Below are 13,044 nucleotides of genomic sequence, written 5' to 3' on the forward strand. Positions count from 1 at the left end.
GCGCAGATGACCGACCGCCCGAAGACCCCTCTCCTCGACATGATCCAGAAGCCCGCAGATCTCAAGCAATTGTCGGACAAGCAGCTTGAACAGGTGGCGCATGAGTTGCGGACCGAAACGATCTCGGCCGTGTCCGAAACGGGAGGGCATCTGGGCGCGGGCCTGGGCGTGGTGGAGTTGACCGTGGCATTGCACGCGGTCTTCGACACGCCACGCGACAAGCTGATCTGGGATGTCAGTCACCAATGCTATCCGCACAAGATCCTGACCGGGCGGCGTGACCGGATCCGCACGATCCGTCAGAAGGACGGGCTGAGCGGGTTCACCAAACGCTCCGAAAGCCCCTACGACCCGTTTGGCGCGGCGCATAGTTCGACCTCGATCAGCGCGGCTTTGGGCTTTGCGGTGGGCCGCGATCTGGGCGGTGTAGTGCCGGAAGGGCTGGGCGACGCCATTGCGGTGATCGGCGACGGCGCGATGAGCGCAGGCATGGCCTATGAGGCGATGAACAATGCCGGGCATCTGGGCAAACGCCTGATCGTGATCCTGAACGACAATGAGATGTCCATTGCGCCGCCGGTAGGGGCGATGTCGACCTATCTATCTCGCCTTTACGCAGAGCAGCCGTTTCAGGACCTGAAGGCGGCGGCGAAAGGGGCCGTTTCGCTTTTGCCAGAGCCGTTCCGCGAAGGGGCGAAGCGCGCCAAGGAGATGTTGAAAGGCATGGCCGTGGGCGGCACGCTCTTCGAAGAGCTGGGTTTTTCCTATCTCGGGCCGATTGACGGGCACGATATGGGCCAGCTACTGCCGGTGCTGCGGACGGTGAAGGCGCGGGCGACGGGGCCGATCCTGATCCATGTTATCACCAAGAAGGGCAAGGGTTATGCGCCGGCCGAGCATGCCCGCGATGGTGGACACGCGACCGCAAAATTCAATGTTGTGACGGGCAAGCAGAAGAAAGCGCCGTCGAATGCGCCAAGCTACACCAAGGTCTTTGCGGATACCCTGCTGAAAGAGGCCGCGGAAGACGATAGGGTCTGCGCCATCACAGCGGCGATGCCGGATGGCACGGGCCTGAACCTCTTTGCAGAGCGATATCCGAGCCGGTGTTTCGATGTGGGCATTGCCGAACAGCACGCCGTGACCTTCAGCGCGGGCCTGGCGGCGGCGGGGATGAAACCCTTTTGCGCGCTTTATTCGACCTTCCTGCAGCGGGGCTATGACCAGGTGGTTCACGACGTGGCCATCCAGCGCCTGCCGGTGCGGTTTCCGATTGACCGTGCTGGGCTTGTCGGCGCGGACGGGGCGACCCATGCGGGCAGCTATGACGTGGCTTATCTGGCCAACCTGCCGGGCTTTACCGTGATGGCCGCCGCCGACGAGGCCGAACTGGTGCATATGGTGGCAACCGCGGCGGCGCATGATGACGGTCCCATTGCCTTCCGCTTTCCCCGCGGGGAAGGCGTGGGCGTGGAGATGCCGGAGAAGGGCGAAGTGCTGGAGATCGGCAAGGGCCGAATGATCCAGGAAGGCGGTCGCGTGGCGATCTTATCCTTCGGAACCCGTCTGGCAGAGGTGCTGACAGCCTGCGAGGCGCTGGGCGCGCGGGGGATCACACCCACGGTGGCGGATGCGAGGTTCGCCAAACCCTTGGATCGCGACCTGATCCTGCAACTTGCAGCCGAGCATGAGGCGCTTATCACCATCGAGGAAGGGGCCGTGGGCGGTTTCGGCAGCCATGTGGCCCAGCTTCTGGCCGATGAAAGGGTGTTCGATCAGGGTCTCAAATACCGATCCATGGTGCTGCCGGATATCTTCATCGATCAGGCCAGTCCCGCGGACATGTACGCCGTGGCCGGAATGAGCGCGGAACAGATCGAAGCAAAGGTGCTTTCGGTTCTGGGTGTCGCGTCAATCGGCGAAAAACGCGCTTGAGGCCAAAAAACCGGGTTGAGCTGTAGCGTGATCCAGCCGCTATAGGGAATGCGTCCTCAAAAACGGAGCACGCATATGACCCACATAATCTCGGCTTTCTTCAGCAACCTCGGCGATTTGGAGAAGGCGAAAGCCTTTGTTGATCCCGACGCGATCTTTGTTGGTGTTCGGGAGCATCCGGATGTGAATTTGCCAATCTACGGCACGTTCCGTGGTCACGATGGAATGATGCGATTTGTCGGGGCCTTGAAGGATGCCTTCGACACCCAGCTTTTCGAAATCGACATGGTCCACGAAAACCCGACAGAAGGCTTTGCGACTGGCCGCTTTGAGCATCGGGTCAAACGCACCGGTGCGCTTTTTCGCAGTCGATGGGCTCTGTTTGCCCAGTTTCGGGACGGTCGGATATCGCATTATCGGTTCTTCGAAGATACCGCCGCGCTTGAAGAGGCATTGGGCGTTCGAACGATCTGCCGCGAAGCCGTCTAGATCAGTCCGCTGACCAGCAAGGCAACAGCTCCGGCGCACGCATAGCCGAGCACAACGAAGAGACCGTCGCGTGTCAACAGACCAAAGGAGATCAAGGCAACCGTCGCCGCGCCAACCGAGGTGACCATTGGCAGGATCTCAAGAAGGGGCCATGTCATCGGGATGGCGACGCAAACGGCAAAGTTGACACTCCGCATCGGCTGTTGGGTCAGCAATCTGAACCTGCGATGGGCGTTGCGATCGAGCCAGGCACACGGTTTGCGCAGCCAATCGACCGCGCCGCGCAATCGCTTGGCGTTCACACTCCGGCGGCGAATGGTATCGGGCAACCAGATGTGACGCCGCCCGATCAGCGCCTGGGCCCCGATCAGAAGGATCAGCAACGCGGATAAGGTCGGCATGCCTGGAATGCCCGAGATCGGGGAAATCAGGATCACCGAGATGGTCAGAATGATGGGCGTGAAAGAGCGTTCACCCACTTCGCCGAGTATGTCGGCGACGGTCACGCGCTCTCCTGCCGCAGCCTGATCCAGCGCGTCCAGGATATCGTTCAGCGACCGCGGCGCGATGTCAGTGCTCATCGACCTCGGTCAGCTCGGACTTCAGAAGGGCGGGTAACCCATCGCGATAGCTTGGATAGAGGAGCTTCACGCCAAGCTCATCCTTGATGCGGTTGTTCCTCACGCGCTTGTTCTCAGCATAGAAACTGCGTGCCATGGGCGTCATTTCGGCCGCTTCATAAGGCGCTGCCGGGGGCAGGGGCAGGCCAAGAAGCTCTGCGGCATGGGCGATGACATCCTGCGGTGGGGCCGGATCATCGTCGCACAGATTATAGGCCGCGCCGGGATTTGGGCGGGCGATCGAGGCATCGAGAACCTGGGCGATGTCGTCAACATGAATGCGCGAAAAGACCTGACCGGGTTTGATGATCCGCCGCGCAGTGCCCCTGCGCACTTTGGAAAACGGCCCGCGCCCCGGCCCGTAGATGCCCGCCAGGCGGAAGATGTGAAGCGGTAAATCGGGGATCGAAGCCCAGTCTTCCTCGGCGGCTTTCCGCCACTTTCCACGCCTTGTGGAGGGGGTAAGAGGGGTCTTTTCGTCCACCCAACCCCCGTCGTGGTCGCCGTAGACGCCGGTTGTGCTGAGATATCCGACCCATTCCAGGCGCGGGGCGAGGGTGATGATATGGTCACGCACCTCGTTCAGAACCGGGTCACCGGCTTCGGTCGGGCCGGCCGAGATAAGCAGGTGCGTCGCATCGTATAGCGCGTGGGGGCTGTCGACCGAGGGAAAAAGGACGGGCCGGACGCCTGTTTTGCGCAACGCTTCGGCCTTTTCCATGCTCCGCGTGGTCCCGATCACACGCCATCCGCGTGGCAGCAGCAACCGCGACAATGCCTGAGCCGAATAGCCATGGCCGAATGAGAACAGCACTTTATGCATACCTCTTTGATGGGTTCTGACGAGAGGGATTACAAGTGTTACAAAAAATCGTTGTCTTATGAATATTCGTAACATATACTCCCGATAACGGTTTTGGAGGAGCCCAGCCCATGTATTCGCAAGGCCTGATCGGCGCCGACGGGCGCACGGAAGAGACGCCGGAATTTCTTGAAGCGTTTCAGAAGCGCATCGACGCTGAGGAAAAAATCGAACCCAACGATGCGATGCCCGAAGGCTATCGTCGCACTCTGGTTCGTCAGATCGGGCAGCATGCCCATTCGGAGATCGTGGGCATGCTGCCCGAGGGCAACTGGATCACCCGTGCACCAAGCCTGAAGCGCAAGGCGGCGTTGCTGGCCAAGGTGCAGGATGAGGGCGGGCATGGTCTATACCTCTACGCGGCGGCGGAAACGCTGGGCGTGAGCCGCGAGCAGATGACCGAGGAGCTTCTGGATGGGCGGGCGAAATATTCGTCGATCTTCAACTATCCCACGCTGACCTGGGCCGATATCGGCACGATTGGCTGGCTGGTTGATGGCGCGGCGATCATGAACCAGATCCCCCTCTGCCGATGCTCATACGGACCCTACGCACGAGCGATGATCCGGGTTTGCAAGGAAGAGAGTTTTCACCAGCGTCAGGGCTATGAAATCGTCATGACACTGGCGCAGGGCACGCCGGAGCAAAAGAAAATGGCGCAGGATGCGCTGAACCGCTGGTGGTGGCCTTCGATCATGATGTTTGGACCGCATGACGCGGACAGCCAGCATTCGGACCAGTCGATGGCCTGGAAGATCAAGCGGTTTACCAATGACGAGTTGCGCCAGAAATTCATCGACGCGACGGTGCCGCAGGCGGAGTATCTGGACCTGACGATCCCGGATCCCGACCTTCGCTGGAACGATGAAAAGGGTGGCTACGATCACGGCCCGATCGATTGGGACGAGTTTTGGCGCGTTGTGAAAGGTCACGGACCCATGGCCAAGGATCGCATCAAGGCCCGCAAGGAAGCCTGGGATGACGGCGCCTGGGTGCGCGAGGCCGCATTGGCCCATGCAGAGAAACGGCGCGCGCGAAAAATGGCCGCAGAGTAAAATCCGACTGCGGGAGCGAGGGGCCAGCCCCTCGCGCTCCCCGGGATATTTTTAACCCAAAGAAGAAAGGGCATGAGATGTCCGGTGAAGTGCCTTTGTGGGAAGTATTCATCCGGCCCCGAAACGGGCTGGCACACAAACATGTGGGGTCGATCCACGCCACCGACGAGGTAATGGCCCTGCAGGCGGCGCGGGATGTCTATACCCGGCGCGGTGAGGGCAATTCGATCTGGGTCGTGCCGTCGGCCGCGATCACGGCCAGCGATCCGGATCAGGCCGCGGAGAACTTCGATCCAACGGGAGAGAAGATTTACCGACACCCGACTTTTTACGACATTCCTGAAGACGTGGGGCATATGTGATGTCTCTCTTCGAAGGCGTATTGGAGCTGGCCGACGATCATCTGGTTCTGGGCCACCGGATAAGCGAGTGGTGCGGCCATGCGCCGATGCTGGAGGAGGACCTGGCGCTGCCCAATATGGCGCTGGACCTGATCGGTACGGCGCGCAGCCTTTATGAATACGCGGGCAAGCTGGAAGGCGCAGGCCGGGATGAGGATGACCTAGCCTATCTGCGCGGGGAGCGGGAGTATCGCAATCTCCTGCTTTGCGAGCGACCAAATGAGGATTTCGCGCATACCGTTTTGAGGCAACTTTATTTCGCCGCGTTCATGCAGCCGTACTGGCAAGCCGCCTTGAAGAGTTCTGACGAGGTTATTGTCGGGATCGCGGGTAAAGCGGTGAAGGAAATGGCCTATCACATCCGCCATGCCGGGGAATGGGTGATCCGGCTGGGCGACGGGACGGAGGACAGCGCGCAACGCATGAAAAACGCCGTCGAAGCGCTGCATCTTTATACAGGAGAGCTCTTTGAGCCGGGGGCGGAGACGCATGCTCTTCCAGATCGCACGGCTCTGCAACCCACATGGGAGGCGACGATCGACCGGGTGTTTGATGACGCGATGCTCAGTCGTCCGGTGGTGCAGTATCCGCAGACCGGAGGGCGCAAGGGCGTACACGGCGAAGGGCTGGGCCACATGTTGGCGGTGATGCAATCGGTGCATCGCGCGCATCCGGGCGCGACATGGTAGCAGCGGTTCAATCGCTCGAAGAAGCGCGGGCCTGGGCGGCGGCGGCGCGTGTTCCCGATCCGGAAGTGCCCTGTGTCACGGTGGAGGATCTGGGCATCCTGCGCTGGCTCAGGATGGAAAACGGTGTGGCCGTGGCGGGTGTCACGCCCACCTATTCCGGATGCCCTGCGGTTCTGGCCATCGAAATGGCGATCGAAGCCGCCTTGCGGGACGCAGGGTTCGACGCCCGGATCGAGCGTGTGATGTCGCCGCCCTGGACCACCGATTGGATCACCGCGGCTGGCCGGGAAAAGCTGCGCGCCTACGGCATCGCCCCGCCTGAGCAGACAAGCGGGTCGAAAATGGCGTTGTTCGGCGAAACGACGGTGCCCTGCCCCCGCTGCGCCAGCACCGCGACAGAGAAGCTGAGCGAGTTTGGCTCCACCGCATGCAAGGCGCAGTATCGCTGCACCGCCTGTGCGGAGCCGTTTGATTACTTCAAATGCATTTGAGGACGAAACATGGTTGATCGCATCACAGAAGCCGTCGCTGTTGCACAAGTAGCTACAGCCTATACCGTGGCCACGCGCAATCGCGATGTCGCGGGGCTCAAACAGCTTTTCCACGAAAATGCGGTGATGAGCGGCTATCTCGGTCCCGATCTCATGGTCGGCGGTCCTGAGCCGTTCTACGACCATCTGAGTGCCAACGAAGTGTCGCCGGATTATCAAAGCGCCCTGCTGAGCGTGGAGGTCACTGGTATGACAGCCTGTGCGCGTGTGGCGGAGAGCAACCTTTTCGGGATGTCCTTCGTCAACGATTTCCATTTCGTGAAGACCAAGGATGGGTGGCTGATTACGTCCAAGCTGTTCCATGCCGATCCGCCGGAAGGACAATCTTGATGTTCCACGCTCTGACCCTCTCTGCCGTTGACCGTTTGACTGATGATGCCGTGGCCCTTCGCTTTGATGTGCCGGATGCTTTGGCAGACACTTTCGCTTACGAGCCCGGCCAATACCTCACCCTGCGGGCAGATGTCGGGGGGGAGGACATGCGCCGGTCCTATTCCATCGCCAGCCTTCCGGGGGAAGCGCTGTGCGTCGGGGTTAAGGCGGTGGAGGGGGGTGCGTTCTCTCCCTTTGCACAAAGCCTGAAGCCGGGTGAGACCCTACAGGTGATGCCGCCGGAGGGGCGCTTTGTCACCAAGGACGAGGAAAAGCTGGTCTTGATCGCTGCGGGATCGGGTATCACGCCGATAATCTCCATTGCGTCGGACGCGCTGGTCCGGGGGGCCGAGGTGACCCTGATCTATGGCAATCGGACCACTGGCAGCATCATGTTCCGCGACACGCTGGACGCGCTGAAGGATCGCTATCTGGAGCGGTTCACCCTGATCCATGTGCTAAGCCGCGAACCCCAGGATGTTGCGCTGCTGAATGGCCGGGTGAGCGGCGAGAAGGTAACCACCCTTGCCCGTGCTGGCGCAGTCGATCTGGACGGTGCCGACGGTATCTTCCTTTGCGGTCCGGGGGAGATGATCGATGATGTCAGTGCCGCTTTGGCCAACGTCGACATCAACTCTGACAAGGTGCATTTCGAGCGTTTCACCCAGGCGGGAGAGACCCCGCGTGCCCCGAAATCGGCCGAGGCCGAGATTGCCGCACAAAGCGGCGTGGCGGTCACGGTGGTACTCGACGGCGCCCGGCGCCAATTTCAGGTGGAGGCCCAGGACGACACCGTTCTCGACGCTGCCGCGCGCCAGGGTCTGGAACTGCCGTTTTCCTGCAAGGGCGGCATGTGCTGTACCTGCCGCTGCAAGGTGGCCGAAGGCAGCGCCGAGATGGCCGTGAACTACTCGCTCGAACCATGGGAGATGGAGGCCGGCTTTACCCTCGCCTGTCAGGCCCGGCCCACATCCGAAACGCTGGTGCTGGATTTCGACGCGGCTTGATCGTCCCGCTCGAATGCGATTTGCTACGGCTATGTCCAAAGACAGACCGGATCTCTCTGCCGCCTACGCGTTGCGAACGCCAGCAGGTTCGCGAAAGCTCTATGCCGATTGGGCCACTGACTACGATCAGGGGTTCGCTGATGCCGAAGATTACCAGCTTCACCTGCATACCGCCCGCCTTTTTGCCAAGACCGGCGCAACCGGCCCCATCCTTGATGTCGGAGCGGGCACTGGCCTCTGTGGTGCTGCCTTGGCGGCGCATGGCATAAGCCCAATCGACGCCACTGATATCAGTGCCGAGATGCTTGCCGAAGCCGCGCGCAAGGATATCTACCGTGACCTGATCGAGGCTGACCTGACCCAGGGACTTCCGTTTCCCGACAATGGCTATGCCGGTCTTACCTCCTCTGGCACCTTCACCACCGGGCATGTCGGCCCGGAGGTTTTTGACGAGCTTCTCCGCGTTGCCCGCCCCGGTGCGCAGTTCGCTTTGTCGATCAATACCCGGCATTTCGATGCGGCCGGTTTTGCTGCCAAGCTGGACGCGTTGTCAGACGAGCTGGCCGACATATCCCTGTCCGAATGCCCCATCTATGGCCCCAAGGCCAGCGGACCGCATCGGAGCGACACGGCTTACGTAGCATGCTTTCGCAAGCGCTGATCTTCTTTGGGTCAAAAATACCCTGGGGGAATCCGCCAACGGCGGATGGGGGCTGGCCCCCTAGCACTCATCGCCCTTTCCAAACGGGGTCCCGTTTCTCGGCAAAGGCCCGGGCGCCCTCCAGCTGATCTTCGCTGGCATAAAGCACATCCACCGTGCGCAGCTTCCTTTGCGTGATCCGGTTCATTGCGTCCTGAAACTTGGCGTCTTCCGCATCCCGCACGATTTCCTTTATCGCCGCGTAGACAAGTGGCGGACCACTCGCGATTAACTGCGCAAGCTCGCGTGCCCGGTTCATCAGGTTCGCGGCGGAGACAACCTCGTTCACCAGGCCCCAGCGATGGGCCTCTTCGGCATCGAACCAGCGCCCGGTCAGCAATAGCTCCATAGCGATGTGATAGGGGATGCGCTTGGGCAGCTTTACGCTTGCCGCGTCTGCCACGGTGCCGGATCGGATCTCCGGTAGGGCAAAGCTGGCGTGATCCGCAGCAAGGATCATGTCCCCGCTCAACGCCAGCTCCAACCCGCCGCCACAGGCAATCCCGTTGACCGCCACGATCACCGGCTTGTTCATGTCCCGCAATTCCTGCAGTCCGCCAAAGCCTCCCACGCCGTAGTCGCCGTCCACTGCGTCACTTTCTGCTGCAGCCTTCAAGTCCCAACCGGGGCAAAAGAACTTCTCTCCCTCCGCAGTCAGGAGCGCCACGCGGAGGTCCGGGTCATCCCGGAATTCAGCGAAGATATCTCCCATAATCCGCGAGGTTTTCAGGTCGATCGCATTGGCCTTGGGCCGATCCAGCGTGACCTCCAGCACGGCCCCGTCCCTTTGCGTTCGGATCGGATTGGGATCACTCATCTCTTGGTCTCCTCCTGTGTCAGCCGGATCAGCGCATCAGCCGCCACCGCCCGCTCGGGCGTGCAGATCAGCGGATTGATCTCGACCTCGCATATCTCGTCTGCATGGGCGATCACCCAATGTTGCAGCGCCTCCACCGCATCCAGGACAGCCGCCCGATCTGCCGCGGGCCGACCACGGTAGCCGTTCAGCAACAAGCTGCAGCGCAGGCGGTCCAAAGCGTTCGCAATGTCCTGACGCGTGGCGGGGATCAAGAGAGAGACGCTGTCCTGCAGAAGCTCCGTCAGCACACCGCCGGCGCCAAGCGTCAGGACAAAGCCATGTGCCGGATCGCAGGTGACGCCGACCAGCAATTCCGCGACACCGCCCTCGATCATCTCCTCCACCAGAGTGTCGGGCACCGGCATCTTCCTTGCCGCCTCCGCGATCTCATGAGGACCGAGCCCCAGCCGGACCGCGCCGGCTTCGGACTTATGGGCCAGTCCCAACCCTTTCAACGCAACCGGCCCTCCGATCTTTGCTGCCGCAGTGACGGCCTCCTCCGGGCTTTTCGCCACTTGCGATATCGGAACATCGACATCAGCCGAAGCCAACCGGTTCTTGGCCTCCACCTCACTCAAAACAGCGCCAGGTTCCAGCCTGTGCGGCAATAGAAGCGGCTCTCTCTCGTCCGTCGTAGGCTTGCCCGCGGCGGAGGCCGCCGCCAACGCTTCGCGCAGCCCGCAAAGCGGGGCCACGCCTTTCGCCATCAGCGCCTCTGCCGTTCCTTCCGGCATCAGTTCCGGCAGGGAGGCCACGACTGCAAAGGGTGCGCCCGTCTCTTGCCGCGCCCGGATCGCGGCTTCGGTCGCACAGGCCCAGTCGGTGGGGTCGGTATGGGGATAATCGACAATGCTCATCGTCAAACCGATCTCGGGCCCGGTCATCGCACCCCAGGCCCGCGCCATCCGTTCCGTGTCGCGCCAGATATAGGTGTGGTAGTCAAGCGGATTGGCCAGCGCCACCATTGGTCCCAGAGTGTCCCGCAGCACCTGCTTCTGCGCGTCCGAGACCGGCGGAAAAGGCAGGCCGACCTCCTGCGCCATGTCCGCAGCCAGGCTCGCCTCTCCACCCGAACAACTGATCGACGCGATACCCCGCGCCGCCAGAGGGCCTGTCACGTGCAACAGCTTCAGCGTTTCCAGAAACGCGGGCAAATCCGCGACCCGCGCAAAGCCCAGTCGGTCAAGCAGCGCCTGCGCCCCGGCATCGCTTCCCGCAAGGGAGGCGGTATGCGAGACCGTTGCCACCCGCGCTTCTTCCGACGTACCAACCTTGAGCACGACAACGGGCACATTCCGTCCCCGCGCGGCCCTAGCCAGATCTTCCCATTGCCGCAGATCACCAAACCCCTCGACATGAAGACCCAGCGCCGTGACGCGTGGATCGTCGAGCAGCGCCCGCGCGATCTCAGCCTGACTGGTTTGCGCCATGTTTCCGCAGGTCACGACATAGCCGATGGGAAGTGCCCGACGCTGCATGGTCAGATTGATCGCGATATTTGACGATTGCGCAAGGATGGCCACCCCACGCTCCACCCGTTTGCAGCCATGTTGATCGGGCCAGATCAGCGCGCCGTCGAGTGCATTGATAAACCCATAGCAATTCGGTCCCAGCACTGGCATGGCCCCGGCGGCCGCGACAAGCCGGGCCTGCAGGCCCGCGCCTTCGGCGTCTTCGGCTTGCGCTTCGGAGAAACCGGACGCGAAACAGACCGCTCCGCCTCCGCCCCGCCTTGCCAGCCCCTGCGCGATATCCGGTGTGGCCTGCCGGTTGACGCCGATAAAGGCCGCATCCGGGCCCTCGGGAAGCGCCTCGACCGACGGGAAAGCCGGGTGACCTGCAATCGCATCCGCCTTCGGATGCACGGGCCAGAGTGCACCCTCAAAGCCGAACCGTTCCGCCTGCGCGATGACCGACCTGCACCAGGCGCCGCCGCCGACCACCGCCAGATGCCGCGGACGCAAAAGGCGGGACAGGTCACGCTGCATGAAACGTGCTTGCTTTTGGTTTTCTTGCCTCCGGCGGGGATATCTCCGACCCAAAGAAGCAGGAGATCATTTTTCCGATCCACCCCGCGCCGCCCATGGCAGACGCGGGGCTTATTCGGGTGCGGCCATCGGCGTCCCCGCCTGTACCGCGTGTTCTCTTCTCGTGGAATTTGGTTGAGCTTTCGCTAACGCATCCCGTTCTTCTTTGGGTCAAAAATATCCCGGGGAGCGCGAGGGGCTGGCCCCTCGCATCGGTCGGATGGGCGCAGCCCATTCGAAACAGGTTCATGCGCCCAATGCCCGCAACAGGTCGCGTGAGATGATATGGCGCTGAATTTCCGACGTGCCGTCCCAGATCCTTTCAACCCTTGCATCGCGCCAGAACCGCTCAAGCGGATAATCATCCATCAGACCCATGCCGCCATGCAGCTGGATCGCCGCATCCGTTACCCGCGCCAGCATTTCAGAAGCATAAAGCTTGGCCGATGCAATCTCCCGGTTGGCGGGCAGCGCCCGGTCCAGCCGATCGGCTGATGCAAGCGTCAGCAGATCCGCTGCATCGATTTCGGTCACCATATCGGCGAGCTGAAAACTGACCCCCTGGAACTTTCCGATCTTCTGACCGAACTGTTCCCGCGTGGCCGCGTAATCCAGGGCATAGTCAAATGTCCTGCGCGCCCGCCCGACGCACATGGCCGCAACCGTGATCCGCGTGGCATAAAGCCAGGTGTTCATAACCTCGAACCCGCCATCGACCTCGCCCAGCACCTGCGTATCCGGCAATCGGCAATCGTCGAATTCGAGGATCATGTTCTGATAGCCCCGATGACTGACTGATTTATAACCATCCCGGATCGTGAAGCCCGGTGTGCCGCGATCCACCAGAAACGCCGTGATCCGTTTTTTGGGTCCTTTCGGTGTCTGATCTTCCCCGGTTGCGATGAACACAATGACGAAGTCGGCATGTTCCGCGCCCGAGATGAAGTGCTTGGTTCCGTTCACAACCCAGTCGCCGCCATCCCGGATGGCCGCGCATTTCATGCCCCTGACATCCGAACCCGCGCCCGGTTCGGTCATCGCCAACGCATCCATCTTCTCGCCGTGCACGGCTGGCATCAGGTAGCGGTCCACCTGCTCCCCTTCACAGGCCATCAGGATGTTCTGAGGTCGCCCGAAGAAATGGTTAAGCGCCATGGACCCACGCCCCAGTTCCCGCTCCACCAGCGCGAATTCCAGATGGCTCAACCCGGCGCAGCCCACGCTTTCGGGGAAATTACAGGCGTAAAACCCCAGCTCAATCGTCTTGCGTTTGATTTCTTGCGCGATTTCTTTTGGAACGGCACCGGTTCGCTCAACCAGGTCTTCGTGCGGGTAAATCTCCTTTTCCACAAAACTTCGCACGGTGGAGACGATCATCTCCTGTTCGTCACTCAGTCCATATTGCATGAGGGTCAGATCTTTCTTTCAGCCATCAGGCGCGCTGCAAAATGAATGCGGGCGAGCTCAGAGAACGCAT

Annotated in this window: 14 protein-coding genes; 9 read left to right on the forward strand and 5 right to left on the reverse strand. The window is 61.5% G+C overall.

Features of this window, described 5'->3' with window-relative positions; translation table 11 throughout:
- Positions 1–6 precede the first annotated feature (6 nt).
- Together dxs and CFI11_RS00760 are read left to right on the forward strand one after the other, a co-directional pair.
- Positions 7–1,935, forward strand: coding sequence for a 1-deoxy-D-xylulose-5-phosphate synthase (dxs, locus tag CFI11_RS00755; RefSeq protein ID WP_130402096.1), 1,929 nt, complete (start codon positions 7–9; stop codon positions 1,933–1,935).
- A gap of 75 nt (positions 1,936–2,010) precedes the next feature.
- The gene (locus tag CFI11_RS00760; protein WP_165390154.1) at positions 2,011–2,424 is read left to right on the forward strand and encodes a nuclear transport factor 2 family protein; all 414 of its coding nucleotides are present in this window, start codon (positions 2,011–2,013) and stop codon (positions 2,422–2,424) included.
- On the opposite strand, the gene CFI11_RS00765 is transcribed toward CFI11_RS00760, so the two are convergent.
- Positions 2,421–3,005: an exopolysaccharide biosynthesis protein gene (locus tag CFI11_RS00765; protein ID WP_130402100.1), complete on the reverse strand. Its 585-nt coding sequence runs from the start codon at positions 3,003–3,005 to the stop codon at positions 2,421–2,423. The two genes, CFI11_RS00760 and CFI11_RS00765, sit on opposite strands and share 4 nt — an antisense overlap.
- Complete coding sequence (locus CFI11_RS00770) at positions 2,995–3,867, reverse strand: SDR family oxidoreductase (protein WP_130402102.1); 873 nt, start codon at positions 3,865–3,867, stop codon at positions 2,995–2,997. Before CFI11_RS00770 ends, CFI11_RS00765 begins: the two co-directional genes overlap by 11 nt.
- 110 nt (positions 3,868–3,977) lie before the next feature.
- Between CFI11_RS00770 and paaA the strand changes: the two genes are divergently transcribed.
- From paaA to CFI11_RS00805, 7 genes are all read left to right on the forward strand, one after another.
- Positions 3,978–4,961 (forward strand): 1,2-phenylacetyl-CoA epoxidase subunit PaaA, encoded by a 984-nt coding sequence (paaA, locus tag CFI11_RS00775; protein ID WP_130402104.1) that lies wholly within the window; start codon positions 3,978–3,980, stop codon positions 4,959–4,961.
- 77 nt (positions 4,962–5,038) lie between these two features.
- Positions 5,039–5,323 (forward strand): 1,2-phenylacetyl-CoA epoxidase subunit PaaB, encoded by a 285-nt coding sequence (paaB, locus tag CFI11_RS00780; RefSeq protein WP_130402106.1) that lies wholly within the window; start codon positions 5,039–5,041, stop codon positions 5,321–5,323.
- The gene (paaC, locus tag CFI11_RS00785; protein WP_130402108.1) at positions 5,323–6,051 is read left to right on the forward strand and encodes a 1,2-phenylacetyl-CoA epoxidase subunit PaaC; all 729 of its coding nucleotides are present in this window, start codon (positions 5,323–5,325) and stop codon (positions 6,049–6,051) included. The genes paaB and paaC overlap by 1 nt, the downstream gene beginning before the upstream one ends.
- Positions 6,045–6,542 (forward strand): 1,2-phenylacetyl-CoA epoxidase subunit PaaD, encoded by a 498-nt coding sequence (paaD, locus tag CFI11_RS00790; protein ID WP_130402110.1) that lies wholly within the window; start codon positions 6,045–6,047, stop codon positions 6,540–6,542. The genes paaC and paaD overlap by 7 nt, the downstream gene beginning before the upstream one ends.
- 9 nt (positions 6,543–6,551) lie before the next feature.
- Entirely contained in the window at positions 6,552–6,932 is a 381-nt protein-coding gene (locus tag CFI11_RS00795; protein WP_130402112.1) for a nuclear transport factor 2 family protein, read from the forward strand.
- Positions 6,932–7,981: a 2Fe-2S iron-sulfur cluster-binding protein gene (locus CFI11_RS00800; protein WP_130402114.1), complete on the forward strand. Its 1,050-nt coding sequence runs from the start codon at positions 6,932–6,934 to the stop codon at positions 7,979–7,981. The genes CFI11_RS00795 and CFI11_RS00800 overlap by 1 nt, the downstream gene beginning before the upstream one ends.
- A 31-nt stretch (positions 7,982–8,012) precedes the next feature.
- On the forward strand, positions 8,013–8,642 hold the full coding sequence (locus CFI11_RS00805; protein WP_130402116.1) for a class I SAM-dependent methyltransferase: 630 nt from the start codon (positions 8,013–8,015) through the stop codon (positions 8,640–8,642).
- 67 nt (positions 8,643–8,709) lie between these two features.
- On the opposite strand, the gene CFI11_RS00810 is transcribed toward CFI11_RS00805, so the two are convergent.
- The 3 genes from CFI11_RS00810 to CFI11_RS00820 form a co-directional block, all read right to left on the reverse strand.
- A complete protein-coding gene (locus CFI11_RS00810; protein ID WP_130402118.1) occupies positions 8,710–9,498 on the reverse strand; it encodes a carnitinyl-CoA dehydratase in 789 nt (262 codons plus the stop codon).
- Positions 9,495–11,528: an acetate--CoA ligase family protein gene (locus CFI11_RS00815; protein WP_130402120.1), complete on the reverse strand. Its 2,034-nt coding sequence runs from the start codon at positions 11,526–11,528 to the stop codon at positions 9,495–9,497. The genes CFI11_RS00810 and CFI11_RS00815 overlap by 4 nt, the downstream gene beginning before the upstream one ends.
- A gap of 285 nt (positions 11,529–11,813) precedes the next feature.
- Positions 11,814–12,974, reverse strand: a complete 1,161-nt coding sequence (locus tag CFI11_RS00820) for an acyl-CoA dehydrogenase family protein (protein WP_130402122.1) — start codon at positions 12,972–12,974, stop codon at positions 11,814–11,816.
- Positions 12,975–13,044 lie beyond the last annotated feature (70 nt).

Source organism: Thalassococcus sp. S3, from assembly GCF_004216475.1.
In the GTDB taxonomy this organism is placed as follows: Bacteria; Pseudomonadota; Alphaproteobacteria; order Rhodobacterales; family Rhodobacteraceae.

Coding starts and splice junctions, on each gene's coding strand:
- dxs (WP_130402096.1), top strand. CDS start 7: ATGACCGACCGCCCGAAGACCCCTCTCCTCGACATGATCCAGAAGCCC.
- CFI11_RS00810 (WP_130402118.1), bottom strand. CDS start 9,498: ATGAGTGATCCCAATCCGATCCGAACGCAAAGGGACGGGGCCGTGCTG.
- paaB (WP_130402106.1), top strand. CDS start 5,039: ATGTCCGGTGAAGTGCCTTTGTGGGAAGTATTCATCCGGCCCCGAAAC.
- CFI11_RS00795 (WP_130402112.1), top strand. CDS start 6,552: ATGGTTGATCGCATCACAGAAGCCGTCGCTGTTGCACAAGTAGCTACA.
- paaC (WP_130402108.1), top strand. CDS start 5,323: ATGTCTCTCTTCGAAGGCGTATTGGAGCTGGCCGACGATCATCTGGTT.
- CFI11_RS00805 (WP_130402116.1), top strand. CDS start 8,013: ATGTCCAAAGACAGACCGGATCTCTCTGCCGCCTACGCGTTGCGAACG.
- CFI11_RS00815 (WP_130402120.1), bottom strand. CDS start 11,528: ATGCAGCGTGACCTGTCCCGCCTTTTGCGTCCGCGGCATCTGGCGGTG.
- paaA (WP_130402104.1), top strand. CDS start 3,978: ATGTATTCGCAAGGCCTGATCGGCGCCGACGGGCGCACGGAAGAGACG.
- CFI11_RS00770 (WP_130402102.1), bottom strand. CDS start 3,867: ATGCATAAAGTGCTGTTCTCATTCGGCCATGGCTATTCGGCTCAGGCA.
- CFI11_RS00820 (WP_130402122.1), bottom strand. CDS start 12,974: ATGCAATATGGACTGAGTGACGAACAGGAGATGATCGTCTCCACCGTG.
- CFI11_RS00800 (WP_130402114.1), top strand. CDS start 6,932: ATGTTCCACGCTCTGACCCTCTCTGCCGTTGACCGTTTGACTGATGAT.
- paaD (WP_130402110.1), top strand. CDS start 6,045: ATGGTAGCAGCGGTTCAATCGCTCGAAGAAGCGCGGGCCTGGGCGGCG.
- CFI11_RS00765 (WP_130402100.1), bottom strand. CDS start 3,005: ATGAGCACTGACATCGCGCCGCGGTCGCTGAACGATATCCTGGACGCG.
- CFI11_RS00760 (WP_165390154.1), top strand. CDS start 2,011: ATGACCCACATAATCTCGGCTTTCTTCAGCAACCTCGGCGATTTGGAG.